Annotated in this window: 21 protein-coding genes and 1 pseudogene; 8 read left to right on the top strand and 14 right to left on the bottom strand. The window is 38.0% G+C overall.

Annotated elements, in window-relative coordinates; translation table 11 throughout:
- Positions 1-32: 32 nt before the first annotated feature.
- A complete protein-coding gene (locus tag M1D66_RS08970) occupies positions 33-1,616 on the top strand; it encodes a bifunctional metallophosphatase/5'-nucleotidase (protein ID WP_000437448.1) in 1,584 nt (527 codons plus the stop codon).
- Positions 1,617-1,655: 39 nt separating this feature from the next.
- Here M1D66_RS08970 and M1D66_RS08965 read toward each other — a convergent pair whose 3' ends face one another.
- Together M1D66_RS08965 and M1D66_RS08960 are read right to left on the bottom strand one after the other, a co-directional pair.
- Positions 1,656-1,895, bottom strand: a complete 240-nt coding sequence (locus M1D66_RS08965) for a DUF896 domain-containing protein (RefSeq protein WP_000607016.1) — start codon at positions 1,893-1,895, stop codon at positions 1,656-1,658.
- Between the two features lie 45 nt (positions 1,896-1,940).
- Positions 1,941-2,597 carry a YneB family resolvase-like protein gene (locus M1D66_RS08960; protein ID WP_000991469.1) on the bottom strand — a complete coding sequence of 219 codons (657 nt, stop codon included), beginning with the start codon at positions 2,595-2,597 and terminating at the stop codon, positions 1,941-1,943.
- A gap of 141 nt (positions 2,598-2,738) precedes the next feature.
- Between M1D66_RS08960 and lexA the strand changes: the two genes are divergently transcribed.
- Complete coding sequence (gene lexA, locus M1D66_RS08955) at positions 2,739-3,359, top strand: transcriptional repressor LexA (protein WP_000413738.1); 621 nt, start codon at positions 2,739-2,741, stop codon at positions 3,357-3,359.
- Between the two features lie 90 nt (positions 3,360-3,449).
- Here the strand turns inward: lexA and M1D66_RS08950 are convergent, their stop codons facing one another.
- From M1D66_RS08950 to M1D66_RS08940, 3 genes are read right to left on the bottom strand one after another with little or no spacing between them, the layout of a single operon-like run.
- Positions 3,450-4,253, bottom strand: coding sequence for a DUF4097 family beta strand repeat-containing protein (locus tag M1D66_RS08950; protein WP_000976242.1), 804 nt, complete (start codon positions 4,251-4,253; stop codon positions 3,450-3,452).
- Positions 4,254-4,796 (bottom strand): DUF1700 domain-containing protein, encoded by a 543-nt coding sequence (locus M1D66_RS08945; protein ID WP_000031384.1) that lies wholly within the window; start codon positions 4,794-4,796, stop codon positions 4,254-4,256.
- Positions 4,789-5,112 carry a PadR family transcriptional regulator gene (locus tag M1D66_RS08940; RefSeq protein ID WP_001102628.1) on the bottom strand — a complete coding sequence of 108 codons (324 nt, stop codon included), beginning with the start codon at positions 5,110-5,112 and terminating at the stop codon, positions 4,789-4,791. Before M1D66_RS08940 ends, M1D66_RS08945 begins: the two co-directional genes overlap by 8 nt.
- Positions 5,113-5,274: 162 nt before the next feature.
- On the opposite strand from M1D66_RS08940, the pseudogene M1D66_RS08935 reads away from it, so the two are divergent.
- Positions 5,275-5,394: pseudogene (locus M1D66_RS08935) on the top strand (LexA family protein); the annotation flags it as partial.
- 336 nt (positions 5,395-5,730) lie between these two features.
- On the opposite strand, the gene glnA reads toward M1D66_RS08935, so the two are convergent.
- From glnA to hflX, 4 genes are all read right to left on the bottom strand, one after another.
- Positions 5,731-7,065: a type I glutamate--ammonia ligase gene (gene glnA, locus M1D66_RS08930; RefSeq protein ID WP_000092763.1), complete on the bottom strand. Its 1,335-nt coding sequence runs from the start codon at positions 7,063-7,065 to the stop codon at positions 5,731-5,733.
- 48 nt (positions 7,066-7,113) lie between these two features.
- A complete protein-coding gene (glnR, locus tag M1D66_RS08925) occupies positions 7,114-7,503 on the bottom strand; it encodes a transcriptional repressor GlnR (protein WP_000656783.1) in 390 nt (129 codons plus the stop codon).
- A gap of 184 nt (positions 7,504-7,687) precedes the next feature.
- A complete protein-coding gene (locus tag M1D66_RS08920) occupies positions 7,688-8,959 on the bottom strand; it encodes a methionine gamma-lyase family protein (protein WP_242555247.1) in 1,272 nt (423 codons plus the stop codon).
- Entirely contained in the window at positions 8,952-10,226 is a 1,275-nt protein-coding gene (hflX, locus tag M1D66_RS08915; RefSeq protein WP_000391407.1) for a GTPase HflX, read from the bottom strand. Before hflX ends, M1D66_RS08920 begins: the two co-directional genes overlap by 8 nt.
- A 92-nt stretch (positions 10,227-10,318) precedes the next feature.
- Between hflX and M1D66_RS08910 the strand changes: the two genes are divergently transcribed.
- Together M1D66_RS08910 and M1D66_RS08905 are read left to right on the top strand one after the other, a co-directional pair.
- Positions 10,319-10,942, top strand: a complete 624-nt coding sequence (locus M1D66_RS08910) for a trimeric intracellular cation channel family protein (protein WP_000312267.1) — start codon at positions 10,319-10,321, stop codon at positions 10,940-10,942.
- Positions 10,943-11,041: 99 nt separating this feature from the next.
- A complete protein-coding gene (locus M1D66_RS08905) occupies positions 11,042-11,179 on the top strand; it encodes a hypothetical protein (RefSeq protein ID WP_000181500.1) in 138 nt (45 codons plus the stop codon).
- Positions 11,180-11,210: 31 nt separating this feature from the next.
- On the opposite strand, the gene spoVK is transcribed toward M1D66_RS08905, so the two are convergent.
- Positions 11,211-12,167 (bottom strand): stage V sporulation protein K, encoded by a 957-nt coding sequence (gene spoVK, locus M1D66_RS08900; RefSeq protein WP_000438178.1) that lies wholly within the window; start codon positions 12,165-12,167, stop codon positions 11,211-11,213.
- A 113-nt stretch (positions 12,168-12,280) separates the two neighbouring features.
- On the opposite strand from spoVK, the gene M1D66_RS08895 reads away from it, so the two are divergent.
- A complete protein-coding gene (locus M1D66_RS08895) occupies positions 12,281-13,246 on the top strand; it encodes a tyrosine-type recombinase/integrase (protein ID WP_000450326.1) in 966 nt (321 codons plus the stop codon).
- Between the two features lie 113 nt (positions 13,247-13,359).
- Positions 13,360-16,545 (top strand): Gly-Xaa-Xaa repeat protein, encoded by a 3,186-nt coding sequence (locus tag M1D66_RS08890; RefSeq protein ID WP_479831925.1) that lies wholly within the window; start codon positions 13,360-13,362, stop codon positions 16,543-16,545.
- A gap of 80 nt (positions 16,546-16,625) precedes the next feature.
- On the opposite strand, the gene hfq is transcribed toward M1D66_RS08890, so the two are convergent.
- Entirely contained in the window at positions 16,626-16,850 is a 225-nt protein-coding gene (gene hfq / locus M1D66_RS08885; RefSeq protein WP_000813896.1) for an RNA chaperone Hfq, read from the bottom strand.
- Positions 16,851-16,871: 21 nt separating this feature from the next.
- On the bottom strand, positions 16,872-17,825 hold the full coding sequence (gene miaA / locus M1D66_RS08880; protein WP_000504927.1) for a tRNA (adenosine(37)-N6)-dimethylallyltransferase MiaA: 954 nt from the start codon (positions 17,823-17,825) through the stop codon (positions 16,872-16,874).
- Positions 17,826-18,005: 180 nt separating this feature from the next.
- Between miaA and M1D66_RS08875 the strand changes: the two genes are divergently transcribed.
- The gene (locus M1D66_RS08875) at positions 18,006-18,251 is read left to right on the top strand and encodes a hypothetical protein (protein ID WP_000814429.1); all 246 of its coding nucleotides are present in this window, start codon (positions 18,006-18,008) and stop codon (positions 18,249-18,251) included.
- 62 nt (positions 18,252-18,313) lie between these two features.
- On the opposite strand, the gene entD is transcribed toward M1D66_RS08875, so the two are convergent.
- Together entD and M1D66_RS08865 are read right to left on the bottom strand one after the other, a co-directional pair.
- Positions 18,314-19,264 (bottom strand): cell wall-binding protein EntD, encoded by a 951-nt coding sequence (gene entD, locus M1D66_RS08870; RefSeq protein ID WP_000734611.1) that lies wholly within the window; start codon positions 19,262-19,264, stop codon positions 18,314-18,316.
- Between the two features lie 348 nt (positions 19,265-19,612).
- Positions 19,613-21,469, bottom strand: a complete 1,857-nt coding sequence (locus M1D66_RS08865; protein ID WP_000704605.1) for a PTS fructose transporter subunit IIABC — start codon at positions 21,467-21,469, stop codon at positions 19,613-19,615.
- Between the last annotated feature and the right edge of the window lie 3 nt (positions 21,470-21,472).

Below are 21,472 nucleotides of genomic sequence, written 5' to 3'. Positions count from 1 at the left end.
TTGGAAGATAACAATAGAAAAGGTGAGTCATATTGGAACAAAATCAAACTGTAACTTTAAACATCTTATTAACAAGCGATATACATGGCACTGTTTATCCTATTCACTACCAAGATAACTCCCCAGCAGAACTTGGTTTAGCTAAAATTTCTACTCTTATAAAAAAAGAACGTTCCCAAAATACAAACGTTCTTTTAATTGATAATGGCGACTTTATTCAAGGAACACCATTTACTTATCATTATGTTACATACGAAAAAAACAAAAAAAACCCAATGTCCTTATTAGCGAATTACTTACAGTATGACGCTGCAATTATCGGCAATCATGAGTTTAATTACGGGATGGATATATTAAATAATGCTGTGACTACTGCGAACTTCCCGTACCTATCAGCAAACATTTTAGATAAAAACATAAAGAAGCCTTATTTCGGAAAACCTTATATAATCAAACAGATTGAATCCAATATAAAAATTGCTATTTTAGGGGTGACAACGCACTACATTACCAATTGGGAACAACCCCATCACATTAAAGACTTACAATTTGAAGATGCATTAGAAACAACGAAAAAGTGGGTTTCTTACATTCGCAAACATGAGAAACCAGATTTACTAGTCGTAGCGTATCACGGGGGAGTTGAACGAGATTTACAAACCGGGGTACCGACTGAAGTTTTAACAGGAGAAAACCAAGGATATGCAATGTGCCATGAAATTGAAGACATAGATATTTTATTAACAGGCCACCAACACCGGGAAATTGCTCACACAATGGCTAACGGTGTAACAATTTTACAGACCGGATGTAATGGAAACTTAGTTGGAAAAGTAAAAATAACATTCGAAAAAACAAAACATAAATGGGTTAAAAAAGAGAGTTCTTCTGAATTATTATCTGTACAAGGAGTTGAGGCTGATCAAGATGCACTTTCATTGGTAGCCGATTACGAAGAGAAAACACAAAAGTGGCTTGATCAACCTATTGGAATCATTCAGGGGGATATGCAAATTTCAGATGCTATGCAAACTCGTTTGCATGATCATCCTTTTATCGAATTCATAAATAAAATACAGATGGATATAGCTAATGTATCAATTTCTTGTACAAGTTTGTTCCATAATACATCTCCAGGTTTCCCAGAACATGTAACAATGCGTGACATCGTTTCTAATTATATTTATCCGAACACATTAAAAGTAATTAGACTAACTGGAGCGGACATAAAAAATGCTCTTGAACTCTCTGCTTCTTATTTCACATTAAAAACAGATGGATCCATCACCGTAAGTCCTACCTACATAGAACCAAAGCCACAACATTATAATTATGATATGTGGGAAGGGATTTCATACGTATTAAACATTTCAAAACCAATTGGTGAAAGAGTAGAATCTTTACAGCATAACAGTGCTCCTCTTAATATGAATGAAGAATATGACGTTGTAATGAATAATTATCGTGCAAGTGGCGGGGGAAATTTCTTTATGTTTCAAAACAAACCGGTAGTAAAAGATATCCCCACAGATATGTCTGAACTTATCGCTAATTATATATTGGAACATAAAACGATAGAAGCAACAGTTAATAACAACTGGAAAGTTATTAAATAACGATTTTTACATATAAAAAAGATGGGCTTCGCCCATCTTTTAATTTAATCTTGCATTATCTTGCTTTTTTAAAGCTTTTAATTTCGTCGGTGTAACATCTGTACCTTCTTCGTTAACAACTTTAATACCTTTAAGTTCGTTTAACATATTTTGACGAAATCCTTTTAAATATTGTTCACGTAGCGATTGACGCTCACGTTGCTCTTCTTCAGTTAAACCTTCAGCTTTTGCTTTTTTCGCTAAGAAGTTAATGCGTTCAACGAGTTCGTGATTAATCATCTCGAATCCCCCTTCTAATCAAAACTGATTATTATCATACAATAGTTACTCTTCTTTATCAAGCAATTGCTTCGTATACTCTACATATCTACGATGTACAGTCGCCTTTGAAACATTATGACCAAATCCACGTAATGTTGCTGCAATTTCTTCAAACGTGAGTTCACTTTTTCGCAAACGTACAATTTCCTCAATTGGCACTTCTTTTTTCTCTCTTCCTACACTTAAATGACGATTTTTTAAATTTTTTTCTGGACGATAACCTTTTTCTACTGCACGTTGCATACCTCGTTTAATTTTCAAATTATGAATCTTTCTTTGATATTCTTCAACAATACCAATAATATCTAATACCATTGAATCAGAATCCGACAATTGTAATTCACCATTATGTGTATGCGTATATACTTTTATGCCTTCTTTATGTAAACAATGCATTAACGCGATCTTCGCATTTCCTCTACCAAGACGCGTTTCATCTTGTATAAGTAACACATCAATTTGTTCGTCTCGAATTGTATCCAACACCTCTAATATACCGTCACGTTCAATTGTATATCCACTAGCCTGCTCTTCAATCACCTTAGTAACATTCATTTGATAGCGCTCAGCTAAATGCAATAATTCATCTTTTTGACGTAATAATGATGTTTCTTGCGCTTCTTTCGTTGTACTCACACGTGCATAAATAATTGCATTCATTTTGAACCCCTCTTTCTCCCTATTATTTCCCTATAGTGTAACATAAATCCGCCATTTGTTCGAACTTATGTTTGTAGAATGTTTTTTCACATGTTATACTTATTAATAAGAAAAATGAAAGAAAACGAGGTGTTAGAAAACATGGAAAAGTTAACGAAACGCCAGCAAGACATTCTCGACTTTATTAAGCTAAAAGTACAAGAAAAAGGATATCCACCTTCCGTACGTGAAATTGGTCAAGCAGTCGGCCTCGCTTCTAGTTCTACAGTGCACGGACATTTATCACGATTAGAAGAAAAAGGATACATTCGACGCGATCCAACAAAACCACGTGCCATTGAAATTTTAGGTGAAGATCGAATGGATACGGAAACACAATCTGTTATTCAAGTTCCAATTGTCGGAAAAGTCACTGCTGGTTTACCAATTACAGCGGTCGAAAGCGTAGAAGAACATTTCCCACTTCCAGCTAGTATTGTTGCTGGAGCAGACCAAGTGTTCATGTTACGTATTTCTGGAGATAGTATGATTGAAGCTGGTATTTTCGATGGAGATTTAGTTGTTGTTCGCCAACAGCAGTCTGCATATAATGGTGAAATTGTAGTCGCTTTAACAGAGGATAACGAAGCAACAGTTAAACGTTTCTATAAAGAAAAAGACCATTTCCGTCTACAACCAGAAAACTCTTCATTAGAACCTATCATTTTAAAACAAGTGTCAGTTATCGGGAAAGTAATTGGCGTATATCGTGATTTACATTAAAAATAACAAAAAGAAGATAATTACCTTATTTATATACGGTAATTATCTTCTTTTTGTATTTTGATAGATTTCCATGCATTCTATTTCTTATTAACGAGTTTCAATCGTCACATCTCCCGCAGCCGTTTTACCGCTAATCTTTTTACTACCATTTCCAATTGTTACATTTTTATTCTCTTCATTAAAAATCGTTACATCTCCCGCAGCACTTTGCCCAGTAATTACCGCATCTTGTGGTTTTTCCGATAAAGTAATATCTATATCTCCCGCAGTTGAACTTGCTTCTAGATTATATTTAGAATCATGATCTTGAATATTTATTTCCCCACTTGTTGTTTTTGCGGTCACTTTCCCTAATACCTTCTTAAAGTTCACCTCACCAGCTTTTGTCGATCCCTCCACATTCTTAGCCGTTACTTGTTTCAACTCTACTTCTCCAGCAAGTGTTCTAACACTTACGCTATCACTTTTCACATCACTCATTTCGATTTGTCCAGCAGATGAATTTACTTTTACATCTTGGTAAGAGCGTTCGGGCACAAGTAGAGTCAATTTAGACGTTTGAAACCTAAAATCGTAAAAAGAAAAATCAAATGAAGCACCTTTTTCTCTTTCCCCAATAATTTTTAATGTGTCACCATCTTCTGCGATACGAATCTCTTGTTTACGTACATCTCCCGATTGCTTTACATAAAAAGAAGAGTCAGGAGATTTTTGGACAATAATATCCCCGGCATCTAACTTAACTTCTATATTTTTTAATGTTTCGTTTTTAATTACATTTTCTTTATCGCCTTTTTCAGCAGTTTGTACTGCTTTTTCATATGTTTGGGAAATTCCTATTACTCCAATAACGATACAAGCGATAGCGATTAAAAATAGTTTTTTCATCATTTACTCTCCTTTTATCATTTTGAAGTTCCATATTACATATCGTACACACAATCTCTTAAACCACTTTGTACTATAAAAAGCGATAATACATAACAATAAACCTACTCCAACAAACGTTATACTAACGAAAAGATCCAACCATATAAAAGTACCCATAAATACTTTTCCAATAACGAAAAGTGGTGTTACTACACTAGCAATACCACCGATCCAAAAAGAAAATATAAAAGCAATAATTGCGACTAACGGGCCTAACACAATAATAAAATTAAACAAACTAAGTCCAATCGCTGCCATAACAGCTCTTGTCACATTTGAAGTCGATGGATTTTTTTTCATTTCATCGAAGCGATACATCGCAAGTAATTCTTTCGCGATTACTTTCGGAGAACCAAGGCCCTGTATTATTTCCGATTCAGTTTTCCCCTCTTCTAGTCCAAACTGAAAGTGCTCTTCATAATCCAATAAAATATCTTGCCTCTCTTCCTCTGGTAACTTTCTAAGATAACTTGATAATTCTTTAAGAAACCCTTCTTTACTCATCCCATTCCACCCCTTCAATAATTTCTTGTACCCCTTTCGCAAAATCACGCCATTCTGTTACTAACAAATGAAATTGCGTCTCCCCTTGCTCTGTTAATTGATAATATTTACGAGGTGGCCCTTCCGTAGATTCCTTTAAATACGTTTGAAAATACCCTTCTTTCGTCAAACGACGTAATAAAGGGTATACTGATCCTTCCGATATTAAAAATTTATTAGAAATTTGCTGAACAAGTTCATAACCGTAACTATCTTTACGTTTTACAAGTGCTAATACACAAAGTTCAAGCACACCTTTTTTAAATTGAACGTTCAAGTGCCATCCTCCTTTCCTATCTTAGTACTGTTCAATACACGGTACCTGTTTTATCCATAATATACCACTTAGTATTGTTTATTGCAAGGTACTAAACTATATTTATTCCCTAAATTTAGAAAATGAACTAACGAAATCCTGAATAAGACTGCGTTATAACTAAGCATCATTACGTTAATATCATTGAGTGATAATCTGATTCACAAGCCACAAACTTATAGCCTTGCAGATGAGGACATAAAAATCATCGCTCGCGTTGTACAGGCAGTAAAGAATTATTAAGTTATAGCACAAGTGATTTAAAAAAGATAAAATCAATTCTTTTGAAAAGATTTTCTTAGTAACATGATTCAAAATAACCAAAAACAATCCATTATCTAGTAGTTAATATATCCAATAACTTCACTAAAAAAGCCCTGATACCGTAGTATCAAGGCTTTTTTAGTTCATAAATTATATAAAACTTACGTTTATCTGATAATGTTTTTCTATGATATCACTACTTGTTATTAATTATTGGCTTTTATGTGGCTATTTTTCATTTTGCAACCACATAAAATTGTAATAATAGGGAATTAAAAAACCCTTGATACGAGTTGTATCAAGGGTTCAAGCCTCTTAGTATAGAGACATATATTGATCGCGTTCCCATTGGTGAACTTGTGTTCTAAAGATATCCCACTCAATCTCTTTCGCTTCGATGAAGTGCTCAAGTAAGTGTTCTCCTAGTGCACCGCATACTACTTCATTAGATTGTAATGTAACTAATGCTTGCGCTAATGTTGCTGGTAAGTCAACGATACCTGCTTCTTCGCGCTCTTCTTTTGTCATTACATAGATGTTACGATCTACTGCTGCTGGTGGAGTTAATTTGTTTTTAATTCCATCAAGACCTGCAGCTAATAATGTAGCCATTACTAAATATGGGTTTGCAGCTGGGTCAACACTACGTACTTCTACGCGTGTACTAATACCACGAGATGCAGGGATACGTACTAACGGACTACGGTTTTGTGCAGACCATGCTACGTAACAAGGCGCTTCATATCCAGGTACTAGACGTTTATATGAGTTTACAGTTGGGTTTGCTATCGCTGTAAATGCTGGTGCATGTTTTAAAATACCTGCGATGAAGTGACGAGCATCATCACTTAATTGTAAGTCACCGTTTGCATCAAAGAATACGTTCTCACCATTTTTAAATAATGATAAGTTACAGTGCATACCTGAACCGTTCACACCGTATAGTGGTTTTGGCATAAACGTTGCGTGTAAACCATGTTTACGAGCAATTGTTTTTACAACAAGTTTGAATGTTTGAATGTCATCACATGAGCGAATTGCATTTGCATATTTAAAGTCAATTTCGTGCTGTCCTGGAGCAACCTCATGGTGAGATGCTTCAATTTCAAATCCCATTTCTTCAAGTTCAAGAACGATATCACGACGACAGTTTTCCCCTAGATCCATCGGCGCAAGGTCGAAGTATCCACCGTTATCGTTTAGTTCTAATGTTGGATTTCCTTTTTCATCAACCTTAAATAGGAAGAATTCTGGCTCTGGTCCAAGATTGAAGTCTGAAAATCCTAAAGCTTCCATTTCTTTTAACACACGTTTTAAGTTGTTACGTGGGTCTCCATCAAATGGAGTGCCATCTGCATTGTAAATATCACAGATTAGTCGAGCTACTTTACCTTTTTCAGCTGTCCAAGGGAAAATTACCCAAGTGTCTAAATCAGGATATAAATACATATCAGACTCTTCAATACGTACGAAACCTTCAATCGAAGATCCATCAAACATCATTTTGTTATCAAGAGCTTTCGTTAATTGTCTCACTGGAATCTCTACGTTTTTAATTACCCCTAAAAGGTCCGTAAATTGTAAACGGATATACTTTACATTCTCTTCTTTCGCCAAACGGAAAATATCTTCTTTTGTGTATCTAGACATTATAAATTCCTCCTTAGTCCCTCTAATCGCCTTCAGAATCAGTTATCTTTAGTGAAAAAATCTTGAAATGTCACCTTGTCGCAATGAAGTTCGATTGAATCTACCTGTATGTTGTAGTTCATCTCGAAGTATTTTGCGAAGCTCAGTTTTTGAAATTTCTTTCGTTTCTTCTTTTACTTTCACTGCTTCTGTTTGATTTTCTTTCATTAGTAACACTTGTTTAATACCAGCCATATTCAGGCCTTGATCTAACAAATCTTTAATTTCTAACAACTTATCTACATCGTTAAATGAAAATAATCTACGATTCCCCTTTGTACGGGTTGGAGAAACAAGATTATGCTCTTCATAGTAGCGAATTTGACGTGCAGACAATTGTGTTAAATCCATAACAATACCAATAGGAAACAGCGGGGCAGAACGTCTATCTTCTTTCATTTTTCAGTTCCTCCTTCGCCTTAACTGCTTCTCATTTTATACCATGTTATGTTTAGTGTCAATAGATGTTAGCTTTTCTTACATGATTTTTTATAATTTTTTTATGAATTTTTTCATTCTTTTTTCTAATCGCATAAATCATTACTTTTATACGAAAAAAGCTGCCAAAATCGACAGCTTCCCATTAAGAAATTATTAATAAATTCTTTTCAATCAATTCGTCAATCGCAGAACAAATCGCAATTTTAACATGCGAATACGTTAAGCCACCTTGCACATACGCAACATACGGTGGTCTAATTGGACCATCAGCAGACAATTCAATACTTGCACCTTGAATAAACGTTCCCGCCGCCATGATTACATCATCTTCATAACCTGGCATATAGTTTGCATACGGAGTAAAATGCGAATTAATTGGAGATGCATATTGAATCGCTTGGCAGAAGGCAATCATACGGTCTTTATCATCAAATTGAACCGATTGAATTAAGTCTGTTCTTGACGCATTCCACGCTGGTGACGTGTTCATTCCTAACTTTTCTAAAAACGCAGCTGTAAAAATTGCACCTTTCAGCGCTTGTCCTGCAACATGTGGCGCTAAGAAGAACCCTTGATACATTTCTTGCAGACTGTATAAAGACGCTCCAGCTTCCGCACCAATTCCCGGAGACGTTAAACGATATGCACACGCTTCAACATACTGTTCTTTCCCGACAATATAACCACCAGTTTTAACAATTCCGCCGCCCGGGTTTTTAATAAGCGAACCCGCCATTAAATCTGCACCAACATGACATGGCTCTTGCTCTTCAATAAACTCGCCATAACAGTTATCTACAAACACAACAACATCAGGTTTAATTTCTTTAACAAACGCGATCATCTCTTTAATTTGAGAAATAGTAAACGATGGACGAGTAGCATAACCTTTCGAACGCTGAATACCGATCATTTTCGTATTATTATGAATCGCCGCTGCAACAGTCTCAAAATCAACAAGCCCAGCACTAGTTAGCGGAACTGCATTGTAACCGATATTATATTCTTTAAATGAACCTACACCTTTCCCACGTACACCAACAATTTCCTCTAACGTATCATACGGTTTCCCAGTGATATACAATAACTCATCTCCCGGGCGTAAAATACCAAATAACGCTGTAGAGATAGCGTGAGTACCTGAAATAATTTGCGGACGAACAAGTCCAGCTTCCGCCCCAAATACATCAGCATACACTTTTTCTAACGTATCACGGCCAATATCATCATAACCATAACCTGTTGTCGGGATAAAATGCGAGTCACTAATTTTATGTTTCCGAAAACTTTCTAATACACGAAACTGATTGCTTTCAATCACTTCATCCGCACGTTTATGTACTTCTGTAATCTGACTCTCTACTTCTTTTACAATTGGAGCAATTTTTTCTCCATTTTTCAAACGATCAAACATTTTTATTTTCTCCTTCTTCCACTAAAAATCTCTTTAATTGCACATTAAGCGATGAATGAGTAAAAATATACCCTGCACAATCATATACAAATTTATCTTCTAGAAACTCCATCTTAGCTAATAGAGTTTCCGTCTTTAAAAGCGTTAACAACTTACCTTCACTCGGAGGGATTTCCACTCGATAACAATCCATTTCTTTCTTCATCTTCGTTTCTATCGCTTCTTTTATACGCAATAAATCACTTTCTTCAAAAGCACTAGTCATTAAGAAATCACTTTTCGGAAACGGAATAAAGTTTTGATGTAATTCATCTTTTTTATTATATAACGTAATAATAGGAATATGGTTAATTTCAAGTTCTGATAATAATCGTTTTACTGTTTTTTCATGCCCTATGTAGTTAGGATCCGCGGAATCAACTACATGTAAAATGACATCTGCTTCCCCCGCTTCTTCCAGTGTCGAACGAAAAGCAGCGATTAATGAAGTGGGTAAATCTTGTATAAAACCAACAGTATCAGTTAGTAATACTGTATAACCAGAAGGTAACGGCATCTTCCTCGTCGTTGGGTCTAATGTTGCAAACAGAAGGTTTTCTTCAAACGTATCAGCTTCCGTTAATCTATTAAACAGTGTCGATTTCCCTGCATTTGTATACCCTATTAACGAAACTTGAAATACTTTATTATCTTTTCTTCTCTCACGATATCTTTTTCGATGTTCCACAACAACTGCAAGTTGTTTCTTTATTTCATCAATACGGGATCGAATATGACGACGATCCGTCTCTAATTTCGTCTCACCTGGTCCTCTCGTTCCAATACCACCACCAAGACGCGATAAGGACAATCCTTGCCCCATAAGACGCGGCATTGTATATTGCAACTGAGCTAATTCTACTTGAAGCTTACCTTCCCTCGACTTCGCACGTTGCGCAAAAATATCCAGTATTAGTTGCGTTCGATCAATTACTCTCGCATTTAATACTGAGGATAAATTCCGAATTTGACTCGGCGTTAATTCATTATTAAATACAATAACATCCGGCTCTAATTCTTCAGTTAACATTGTAAGCTCTTCTAATTTCCCTTTACCTATGTAAGTTGCCGGATGAAACTTTGGTCGTTTTTGCGTTGTTGACACTAACAATTCTGCTCGTGCAGTCTTCGCTAGTGATGCAAGCTCTTTCATGGAATGCATAAATTTTTCATCATCATCTTGTGGCAATTGACAGCCTACTAATATGACTTTTTCTTTTTCTTCCATCAAATATGTTCACTCATCCTTTTCGAAATTTAAACCTTCTAATATAATAGCAGAGGAAGCACATTTCATCTAGTTAGCGGGGGAGAAAATTCATGGCATGGGAGATTTTTAGCATCATAGGCACAATCGCTTTCGCACTAAGCGGAGCCATTGTTGCAATGGAAGAGGATTATGATATTTTCGGGGTGTATATTTTAGGAATGGCAACCGCATTTGGGGGAGGTGCCCTTCGTAATTTATTAATCGGTTATCCGATTGTCGCGTTTTGGCAACAAGACATGTTATTCCAAATCGCACTTTTATCAATGACTATTATTTTTCTTTTTCCAAATAAGTTAATTAGACATTGGAAAAAGTGGGAAAATATCACTGACGCTATCGGCTTATCAGCATTTGCTGTACAAGGAGCATTATATGCCCAAAAATTAAATTTACCAATTAGCGCCACAATTGTAGCAGCTGTTTTAACTGGTATCGGCGGCGGTATCATCCGCGATCTTTTAGCCCGCAGAAAACCTCTCGTTCTTCGAGCTGAAGTATATGCCTTTTGGACAATTTTAGCAGGTTTCTTAATTGGCGCTCAAATTATTGTTAGCGATTGGGCTCTTTACATTTTATTCATTTTAATTGTTTGCTTCCGCATGGTTTCTATTCATTACAAATGGCATTTACCGCACAGACGTATCGAAACGAAAGAACGTTCAATGCATAAATAGCAATCTAACCTCTTTACATATCGTAAAGAGGTTTTTCTTTTCTAACGATTTTTTCTTTATATAATGTTTATACTAATTTTTAAAGTGAGGTGAATACAAATGACAAACCACGTTAATAAAGGAGCTCAAAAAAGCTCAGTAAATCAATTCGGGCACGATCCTAATTCAGCACACGAAAAGAGCGCTAAAATGGAACACTTCCATAAAGCACACCAAGAAAAAGCAAAAAAAGAGTAAACGAACTTATACACAAAAATCGACGCACAGTTTATGTACTGTGCGTCTCCTCTTCGAGCATCAAATCCATACTCGATATTCCAATTAAATCATTTTTATCATAGGCATCTTCTTGCAACAACCGCATCGCCTGTGTACGAATTGATTTTTCAACAATATTCCGTACATACCGCCCATTACTAAACGATGTAATTTGCGACGAATACTTTACAGCATGTAAATGATCCCTAAATTTCCATTCAGCCTCTTTCGATAACTGATATTCACGCTCTTCATACATTCTTTTCCCAATTTCCAACAACTGATTTACCGAGTAATCCGCAAATTCAATAATAAACGGAAAACGAGATTGCAGCCCTGGATTTAATGAAAGAAAGTGATTCATCTCTCTTGAATATCCAGCTAAAATCAATACAAAACCATGTTGTTTATCTTCCATATGTTTTACAAGCGTATCAATTGCTTCTTTTCCAAAGTCCTTCTCTCCTCCTCGAGCTAAAGAATACGCCTCATCAATAAACAAAATACCTCCCATTGCTTTTTTTATTAAGTCTCTTGTTTTTTGAGCTGTATGGCCGATGTACTCTCCTACAAGATCAGCACGTTCAGCTTCAACCAAGTGGCCTTTCGATAGAATATTCATCTCAAACAGCAATTTTCCTATCATTCTAGCAACAGTTGTCTTCCCTGTACCCGGATTCCCTTTAAACAGCATATGAAGCACTTGCTTCTCAGACTTCAATCCCTTCTCTTGTCTTTTTTTATTCACATAAATCCAAGCATATATTTCTTTTATTATCTTTTTTATATCATCCATCCCAACAAGCTTCCCCATCTCTTCTTCAATTCTCTGCAGCATTTCATGTTTAATTGTAGTTTCATTTGAAATTACCGTTTTATTTTCTGCGGCTGGCAAAGAAATTTTCTTTCGATGGTTTAACACAATATTAATTTGATTGTTGTTTTTCTTTCGCATCGATTGTTCCATACAATCACCTCATTTTATCCACTCACCAAATATTATTATTCCTGTCCCCCTTGTAAATGCCTATTTTCAGAAAAGTTTGCTATAATATAAGAAATAATTAAGGTGGTGGGACTATGGAGACAACGGAATTCCATGATACAATACAAGCCTTTTCTATTTTTTTATTGAATAAAGGCCGAAAACCCTCAACTATTAAACGTTATGTTTATGACGTTGAAGACTTCGGACATTGGTTAGAAAAAAACAAAAAGCTCCCTTCCAGTAATATATGGGCTACACTTTGTACAAAAGACTACGAAGATTACTTTTCCGATTTAAAAACGAATCGACATTACTCAGAAAAAACGATGCATCGTGTATTTATTGTACTAAATAGAATGCATCATTTTCTAAACATTCCTAATCCATTGAAAAATATGGAGATATCTATTCAACCAGACCGTACACTTCGTAACGAAGATTTCATTTCACCTGATGAAGAAAAAAGGTTAAAGTATATAGTCACTTCATTAGAAGGACTTTCAGAAAAACAACTTCCTGTGCGCCCCTTATTAATGGATCGCAATATTGCTATTTTAAATCTATTGATTGACTACGGTTTATCCTTACAGGAACTTACAGCATTAACAATGCATCACGTTCACTTTGAAACTAACACATTATCAATCCCAGCAACCGCAGGTGTAGAAAGAACAATTACATTAGCAAAAGAAGACAAAAAACAACTATATAATTATTACAAAAGCATCCCGGAACCAGTTCGTCCTAAATACCATAGTGATGATCCATTATTTGTCGCATTCGATTTTAACCGCGGAACATACAGGTGGGTATATGAAAATGATGCACCAAAGGCATTAACGGAAATTGCTATACAAAAAATGATTCGCCTCGAAGTGGCTAGAGCCAATTTACGTAAAGGAATTTCAGGACAACATTTTCGTAACACCTATATTTTAAACTTAATAAAAAAAGAAACTCCTGAATCAGAAATTATAAAACTCGCTGGATTCAAATCAAAAATTTCATTAAAGCGATATTATCAATACGCAGAAAATAGAAAAAACGCCTTATTGTAAGGCGTTTTTTCTATTTTTTCTTTAAACAAACGATTTTACTATGACCATTTAACTAATTTCTGCATCTACTATGATGAGTTTCGTTCACATTTTCGTGAGAAAGGAGAGATTTAATGTCTCGTTATAACGACAATCAAAACAAATTCTCCAAACCATGCTTTCCAAGTAGCGCCGGACGAATCCCAAATACTCCATCAATCCCAATTACTAAAGCTCAACTTAGAACATTTCGTGCGATTATTATTGATTTAACAAAAATAATCCCAACACTTTTCGCAAATCCATCTCCCCAAAATATTGAAGATCTAATCGATACATTGAACCTACTGAGTAAATTTATTTGTTCACTAGACGCTACTTCCTCCCTGAAAGCACAAGGGTTAGCTATCATTAAAAACTTAATAACTATATTAAGAAATCCAACCTTTGTAGCAAGCGCTGTATTTATTGAGCTTCAAAATCTCATTAACTATTTACTATACATTACAAAATTATTCCGAATTGACCCTTGCACACTTCAAGAGCTTCTTAAATTAATAGCAGCATTACAAACTGCTCTAGTTAATTCTGCTTCGTTCATTCAAGGACCTACCGGACCTACTGGACCAGCAGGCGCTACCGGTGCTACCGGACCTCGAGGTAACACGGGCGCTACCGGTGCCACTGGACCTCGAGGTAACACGGGCGCTACCGGTGCCACTGGACCTCAAGGTAACACGGGTGCTACCGGCGCTACCGGTGCCACTGGACCTCGAGGTAACACGGGCGCTACCGGCGCTACTGGACCTCAAGGTAACACGGGCGCTACTGGCGCTACCGGTGCCACTGGACCTCGAGGTAACACGGGCGCTACCGGCGCTACTGGACCTCAAGGTAACACGGGCGCTACTGGCGCTACCGGTGCCACTGGACCTCGAGGTAACACGGGCGCTACCGGCGCTACTGGACCTCAAGGTAACACGGGTGCTACTGGCGCTACTGGCGCTACTGGTGCTACTGGACCTCGAGGTAACACGGGCGCTACTGGCGCTACCGGACCTCAAGGTAACACGGGCGCTACCGGTGCCACTGGACCTCAAGGTAACACGGGTGCTACTGGCGCTACCGGTGCCACTGGACCTCAAGGTGCTCAAGGTAACACAGGTGCTACTGGTGCTACCGGCGCTACTGGACCTCAAGGTGTTCAAGGTAACACAGGTGCTACCGGTGCCACTGGCGCTACTGGTATAGGAGTTACCGGACCTACCGGACCTTCTGGCGGGCCTCCTGGACCTACTGGACCTACTGGACCTCAAGGTAACACAGGTGCTACTGGTGCTACTGGACCTCAAGGTGCTCAAGGTAACACAGGTGCTACCGGTGCCACTGGACCTCAAGGTGTTCAAGGTAACACGGGTGCTACTGGTGCTACCGGCGCTACTGGACCTCAAGGTGTTCAAGGTAACACAGGTGCTACCGGTGCTACTGGACCTCAAGGTGCTCAAGGTAACACAGGTGCTACTGGTGCTACTGGACCTCAAGGTGTTCAAGGTAACACGGGTGCTACTGGTGCTACTGGACCTCAAGGTGTTCAAGGCAATACAGGTGCTACTGGTGCTACTGGACCTCAAGGTGCTCAAGGTAACACAGGTGCTACCGGCGCTACTGGACCTCAAGGCGTTCAAGGTAACACAGGTGCTACTGGTGCTACCGGACCTCAAGGTAACACGGGTGCCACTGGTGCTACTGGACCTCAAGGTGCTCAAGGTAACACAGGTGCTACCGGTGCCACTGGACCTCAAGGTGTTCAAGGTAACACGGGTGCTACTGGTGCCACTGGACCTCAAGGTGTTCAAGGTAACACGGGTGCCACTGGTGCCACTGGACCTCAAGGCGTTCAAGGCAACACAGGTGCTACCGGTGCCACTGGACCTCAAGGCGTTCAAGGCAACACAGGTGCTACCGGCGCTACTGGACCTCAAGGCATTCAAGGACCAACGGGTGCTACCGGCGCTACTGGACCTCAAGGTGTTCAAGGTAACACAGGTGCTACCGGTGCCACTGGACCTCAAGGTGTTCAAGGTAACACGGGTGCTACTGGTGCCACTGGACCTCAAGGTGTTCAAGGTAACACGGGTGCCACTGGTGCTACTGGACCTCAAGGTGTTCAAGGTAACACAGGTGCTACCGGTGCCACTGGACCTCAAGGCGTTCAAGGCAACACAGGTGCTACCGGCGCTACTGGACCTCAAGGCATTCAAGGACCAACGGGTGCTACCGGCGCTACTGGACCTCAAGGTGTTCAAGGTAACACAGGTGCTACCGGTGCCACTGGACCTCAAGGTGTTCAAGGTAACACGGGTGCTACTGGTGCCACTGGACCTCAAGGTGTTCAAGGTAACACAGGTGCTACCGGTGCCACTGGACCTCAAGGTGTTCAAGGTAACACAGGTGCTACCGGTGCCACTGGACCTCAAGGCGTTCAAGGTAACACAGGTGCTACTGGTGCTACCGGCGCTACTGGACCTCAAGGCATTCAAGGACCAACGGGTGCTACCGGCGCTACTGGACCTCAAGGTGTTCAAGGTAACACAGGTGCTACCGGTGCCACTGGACCTCAAGGTGTTCAAGGTAACACAGGTGCTACTGGTGCTACTGGACCTCAGGGTGCTCAAGGTAACACGGGTGCCACTGGTGCTACTGGACCTCAAGGTGTTCAAGGTAACACAGGTGCTACTGGTGCTACTGGACCTCAGGGTGCTCAAGGTAACACGGGTGCCACTGGTGCTACTGGACCTCAAGGTGTTCAAGGTAACACAGGTGCTACTGGTGCTACCGGTGCTACCGGCGCTACTGGCATAGGAGTTACTGGACCTACTGGACCTTCTGGTGGACCTACCGGACCTACTGGGCCAACTGGACCTAGCTTCCCTATAGCAACAATTGTTGTAACAAACAATATTCAGCAAACAGTACTGCAATTTAATAACTTTATTTTTAGTACTGCAATTAACGTAAACAATATTATCTTCAACGGCACAGATACAGTTACTGTTATTAACGGTGGTATTTATGTAATTAGCGTATCCATTTCTACAACTGCGCCAGGATGCGCTCCACTCGGAGTAGGAATTTCAATTAATGGAGCAGTCGCAACTGATAATTTCTCTTCAAATTTAATAGGCGACTCACTTTCATTTACTACAATCGAAACATTAGCAGCTGGTGCAAGAATTTCTGTTCAATCTACTCTTAATGAGATTACGATCCCTGCGACAGGAAATACTAATATCCGCCTTACTGTATTTAGAATCGCTTAAATTTCATCATATATTGTTTATGACAAATAAAAAAAGAGCGAGGAAACTCGCTCTTTTTTGTTATGTACAATAATTCATTACTATTCTAATTCAATTGAAACATTTTTTTGTGGTACAAATGTAGAAATTGCATGTTTATAAATAAGCTGCTGCTTACCTTCTGTTTCCAGCAGGACTGTAAAATTATCAAATCCTTTAATTAGTCCACGAAGCTGGAAACCATTTAATAAGTACAGCGTAACAAACGTATTTTCTTTACGGAGTTGATTTAAAAACTGATCTTGAATATTGATTGATTGCTTCATGTCGAATCCTCCTCTTTTTCTCTACTTACTATTATTCGACTTTACTTGTAACTTTCCTTCTATGTATCGTAAAATTTCTGACGTTTTTTCACCGTCTGTAACATCAAACCACGTGACATCCATTTTATTACGGAACCACGTTAATTGACGTTTTGCATAACGACGCGAATTCGTCTTTAATTGTGACACCGCATCTTCTAAAGAGGCTCGATTCTCAAAATAATCATAGATTTCTTTATATCCAATCGCTTGAATAGATTGACAATCTCGTATCCCTCTATTATACAGCCCTTCTACTTCCTCTAATAGGCCTTGTTCCATCATCAAATCCACTCGTAAGTTAATGCGATCGTATAGCATTTCTCGATCCATTGTCAAGCCAATTAATGAAACATCATAGAGTAACTCTTTTTCTTGTTTCTCAATTTGGTCACTCATTTTTTCACCCGTCATGTGGAAAATTTCTAACGCTCGAATGACACGTCGTACATTATTTGCATGAATACGCTCCGCACTTTCTGGATCTACTTCTTGCAATTTTTTATGTACATATTCCACACCGCGTTCTAAAGCTAACTTTTCCATTTGCTCTCGGTATATCACATCACCAGCATCATCTGTAAACTGATAATCGAATAAAACAGATTGTATATAAAGACCGGTCCCACCAACTATAATTGGTAATTTACCACGTTCTGTAATTTCTCGAATATGCTTGCGAACACGTTCTTGAAATTCCGCGACAGAAAATGAATCTTCCGGATTTTTTATATCGATCATATAATGTGGAATTCCGTCCATCTCTGCTTTTGTTACCTTTGCAGTTCCAATATCCATCGTTCGATAGATCTGCATGGAATCACCACTAATAATTTCACCGTTCAACGCTTTGGCAAGATCGATACTTAACTTCGTCTTTCCAACAGCAGTTGGTCCAATGATGACAGCAACTTTTTCACGTTGCACTTCTCCCATATCATTCAACTCTCTTTATGTAATATACTCCATCTATTGATTATACCCAATCTTACCAATTTTAACGGCATGATTGCAAGTTCTTTCATTTCGGTACATGAAATTATACAGAAAAAAGAACATAGTTTGTCCAATTCTGCATATACATGATAAAAATAGTTTCGAGAGGATGAGTTAACTATGAAACAATCCACCATCAATTTTTCATCTTTGACAAAAGACCTCATTTTAGCCACTTCTACAAAAGAACAAAATTGTTCACAAGAGGAATTATACTTCGCCCTAAATTGTTTACTACGGGCTTTTCATTCTACTCTCCATGAAACAACATTACATCCAGAAAATAAAAATACAGAATATATACAAACGCAATTTTGCAGTGCATATAAAATTATTACAGGTAAAACTATTTATCCATTTCAATAATCCATAAAAAGCGGCTGCTTACATAGTTTCAAGCAACCGCTTTTTATATTAATATCGATAACCTATTGTATAACTTTCACTTTTACAGATTTGCGCCCCCAGCTATTAGCACTACCATCTGAACCGACTAATACATCAATACGATTTCCTTTAATCGCACCACCAGTGTCTCCAGCAATCGCTTCTCCATATCCTTCTACCCATACTTTTGATCCAAGCGGAATTACTTTCGGATCAACAGCAATTACTTTCATATTTGGATTTGCTGTTAAATCATGCCCCATTGCAGTTAATACACGACCACCATACGAACCATTCTCACTCGGATTTGCTGTATATGCCGTCGCTTCTACTGTAATTTCACGACCACCAGTAGGCGCACTTGTTTCAGTAGATTTTGCAACTGGTTTTGCAGCCGGTTTTTCTTTTACCACAGGTTTACTTGATTCTACATTCTTAATAGAATCGTTACTCTTAACAGACTCTTTATTCTTAACTACTGTATTATTTTTAACTGGCGTATTTGTTCTAGCTGGCGCTTCTTCTTGAGCTACAACCTCTTTCTTTTCGATTACAGGTGCTGTTCCTGTTAAAAATGGCACGTGAACATATCCAACTTTTCCATTGTAGTCGAATTGTAACCATTCATTTTGAACTTGATTCGTCGTTTCAATCACATCATTTTTATTAAGTTTACCTAAAATTTCAGAATCAGTATTCGCTCCAGCACGAACATTTAATACGCCCGCCGTTACATAATATGTGCTCTTTGTAAAATCGGCACTTACAAACGCTTCCTTACCGTTCAACTTAATTTTTGTCCATCCATTTTCTGTATTTATAACATCTAGTGTATTCCCACTGAACACTTTACCTACAAGCTTTGACTCTACATTTGGGTTTTCTCTAACATTTAATACGTCTGTTGTTACAATTGTTTCCGCTTTAGCAGAACCCGCAAAAATCCCAAGACCAAAAACTGCTGCTGTTGCTATACCTAATAATTTTTTCATGAATAGCCTCCATTTGCTTTGTTTTCGTATTTTCATTATAGCAACAGATTTTTAGAATTTTTAGAAATCACACAATTACAAAGCATTCGTAATATACGATTAACGAGTTGTAACATAAATTTCCATATTAATAAAATGTATTTCTAATACAATCTCCAGTGGTTTTCATATATTTTTCATATACGAGCACAAGAACTTTTTTCCAGAAAAAATTACAGTGTTACTTTTTTGTTACAAAAAATTCACAATTCGTTACATCCTTTACCAAAAAACATCAATATTCAATTGTTAACCTATTTTTTTGTAATAAAAAGAGAGCAGCTACTAAAACTGCTCTCTTTTTATTTGTTATTGAACTTTCTTTTTCCAAACACCTAGCATAACAGCCGAAACAATTGTTCCAATTAATATAGAGAAAATATATAGTAACGGTTTATTTACTAACGCTATTACAAATAATCCACCATGCGGTGCCGGTAATGTAATTTGGAATAACATAGATAACGCACCTGCAATACTTGAACCAACAACACAACTTACGATTACTCGAACCGGATCTGCAGCAGCAAACGGAATCGCACCTTCTGTAATGAACGATGCTCCCATAATATAATTTGTTAAACCAGATTTACGTTCCGCTTCTGTAAACTTTGATTTAAAGAATGTAGTTGCGAATGCAATCGCGAGTGGCGGTACCATCCCACCAGCCATAACTGCTGAGTGCACTCCAAAATTCTGTGCTTCTATTGCAGCAATACCAAACGTAAATGCCGCTTTATTAATTGGCCCCCCCATATCAATTGCCATCATACCACCTAAAATAAGACCTAGTAATATAGCATTCGTACCGTTTAAACCATTTAACCACCCTGTCAACATTTCATTTAATGCTACTACAGGCGGAATTACTACTTTTTGCATTACAACTCCTGTAATCAATAATCCAAAGACTGGATATAACAATACAGGTTTAATTCCTTCTAATTGTACTGGTAGTCCTGAAAATAATCTTTTCAACCCTAAAACAACATATCCAGCTAAGAAACCAGCAATTAACCCACCTAAAAATCCAGCATTCGCATTCGCCGCTAAAAATCCACCTACAACACCAGGCATAAAACCAGGACGATCAGCAATAGAACTTGCAATAAATCCAGCTAAAATTGGTACAAGGAATAAAAACGCACCTGTTTTTCCTCCACCAATTGACATGAACAATTCAGCTAAAGGACCTTCCGCCTTTATACCACCAAACGAAAACGCTAGCGCTATTAAAATCCCGCCACCAACAACGAATGGAAGCATATTACTTACACCGCTCATTAAATGCTTATAAATTCCTAATCCTTTTTCTCCCTCAATACTTTCTGATTTCCCGTCCTCTTTTACACCTTTAAAGATTGGTGCATCTTGTTTGACAGCTCGCTTAAGCAGATTTTCCGTTTTTCGAATCCCATCAGCAACTGGCACTTGAATGACATGTTTACCAGCAAAACGATTCATTTCTACTTGTTTATCCGCCGCAACAATAATAGCTGTTGCACGTTCAATATCCTCTTTCGTTAAACCGTTTTTAATACCTGTTGATCCGTTTGTTTCAACTTTAATCGCTATTCCTAATTCTGTCGCTTTTGCTTTTAAGCTATCCGCTGCCATATATGTGTGAGCGATTCCAGTTGGACAAGCTGTAACAGCAAGTACGTACGGTTCATTTCCTTCTGGTTTTGCGACTTCAATCTCTTCTTCTTTTTCATTCTCTTTTTCATCAAATAGTTGAAGAAGCTCACTTTCATCCTTTGCTTCTAATAGTTGCTTGCGAAATCCTTCATCCATTAATAATGTCGATAAACGAGACAACGTTTCTAAATGAGTGTTATTCGCTCCTTCACTTGCAGCAATCATAAAGAATAAGTGTGCTGGCTGTCCGTCAAGCGACTCATAATTGATACCGCTTACACTTCTACCAAAACAAATCGATGGTTGTTTAACAGCCTTTGTCTTCGCATGAGGTATTGCAATACCTTCCCCTATTCCAGTCGTACTTTGGGCCTCCCGCTTTAAAATAGCTTCTTTAAATTCCGTTTTACTATTTAAACGATTTGCCCCGTTTAATTTCTCAACTAATTCATCTATGACAGCTTCTTTATTTGAAGCTGTCAAATCCATAATGACTGTATCCCTTTTTAATAGTTCTGTAATTTTCATATG

This window comes from Bacillus sp. PK6-16, from assembly GCF_056530295.1.
This window is presented reverse-complemented; position numbering and strand designations above follow the sequence as displayed.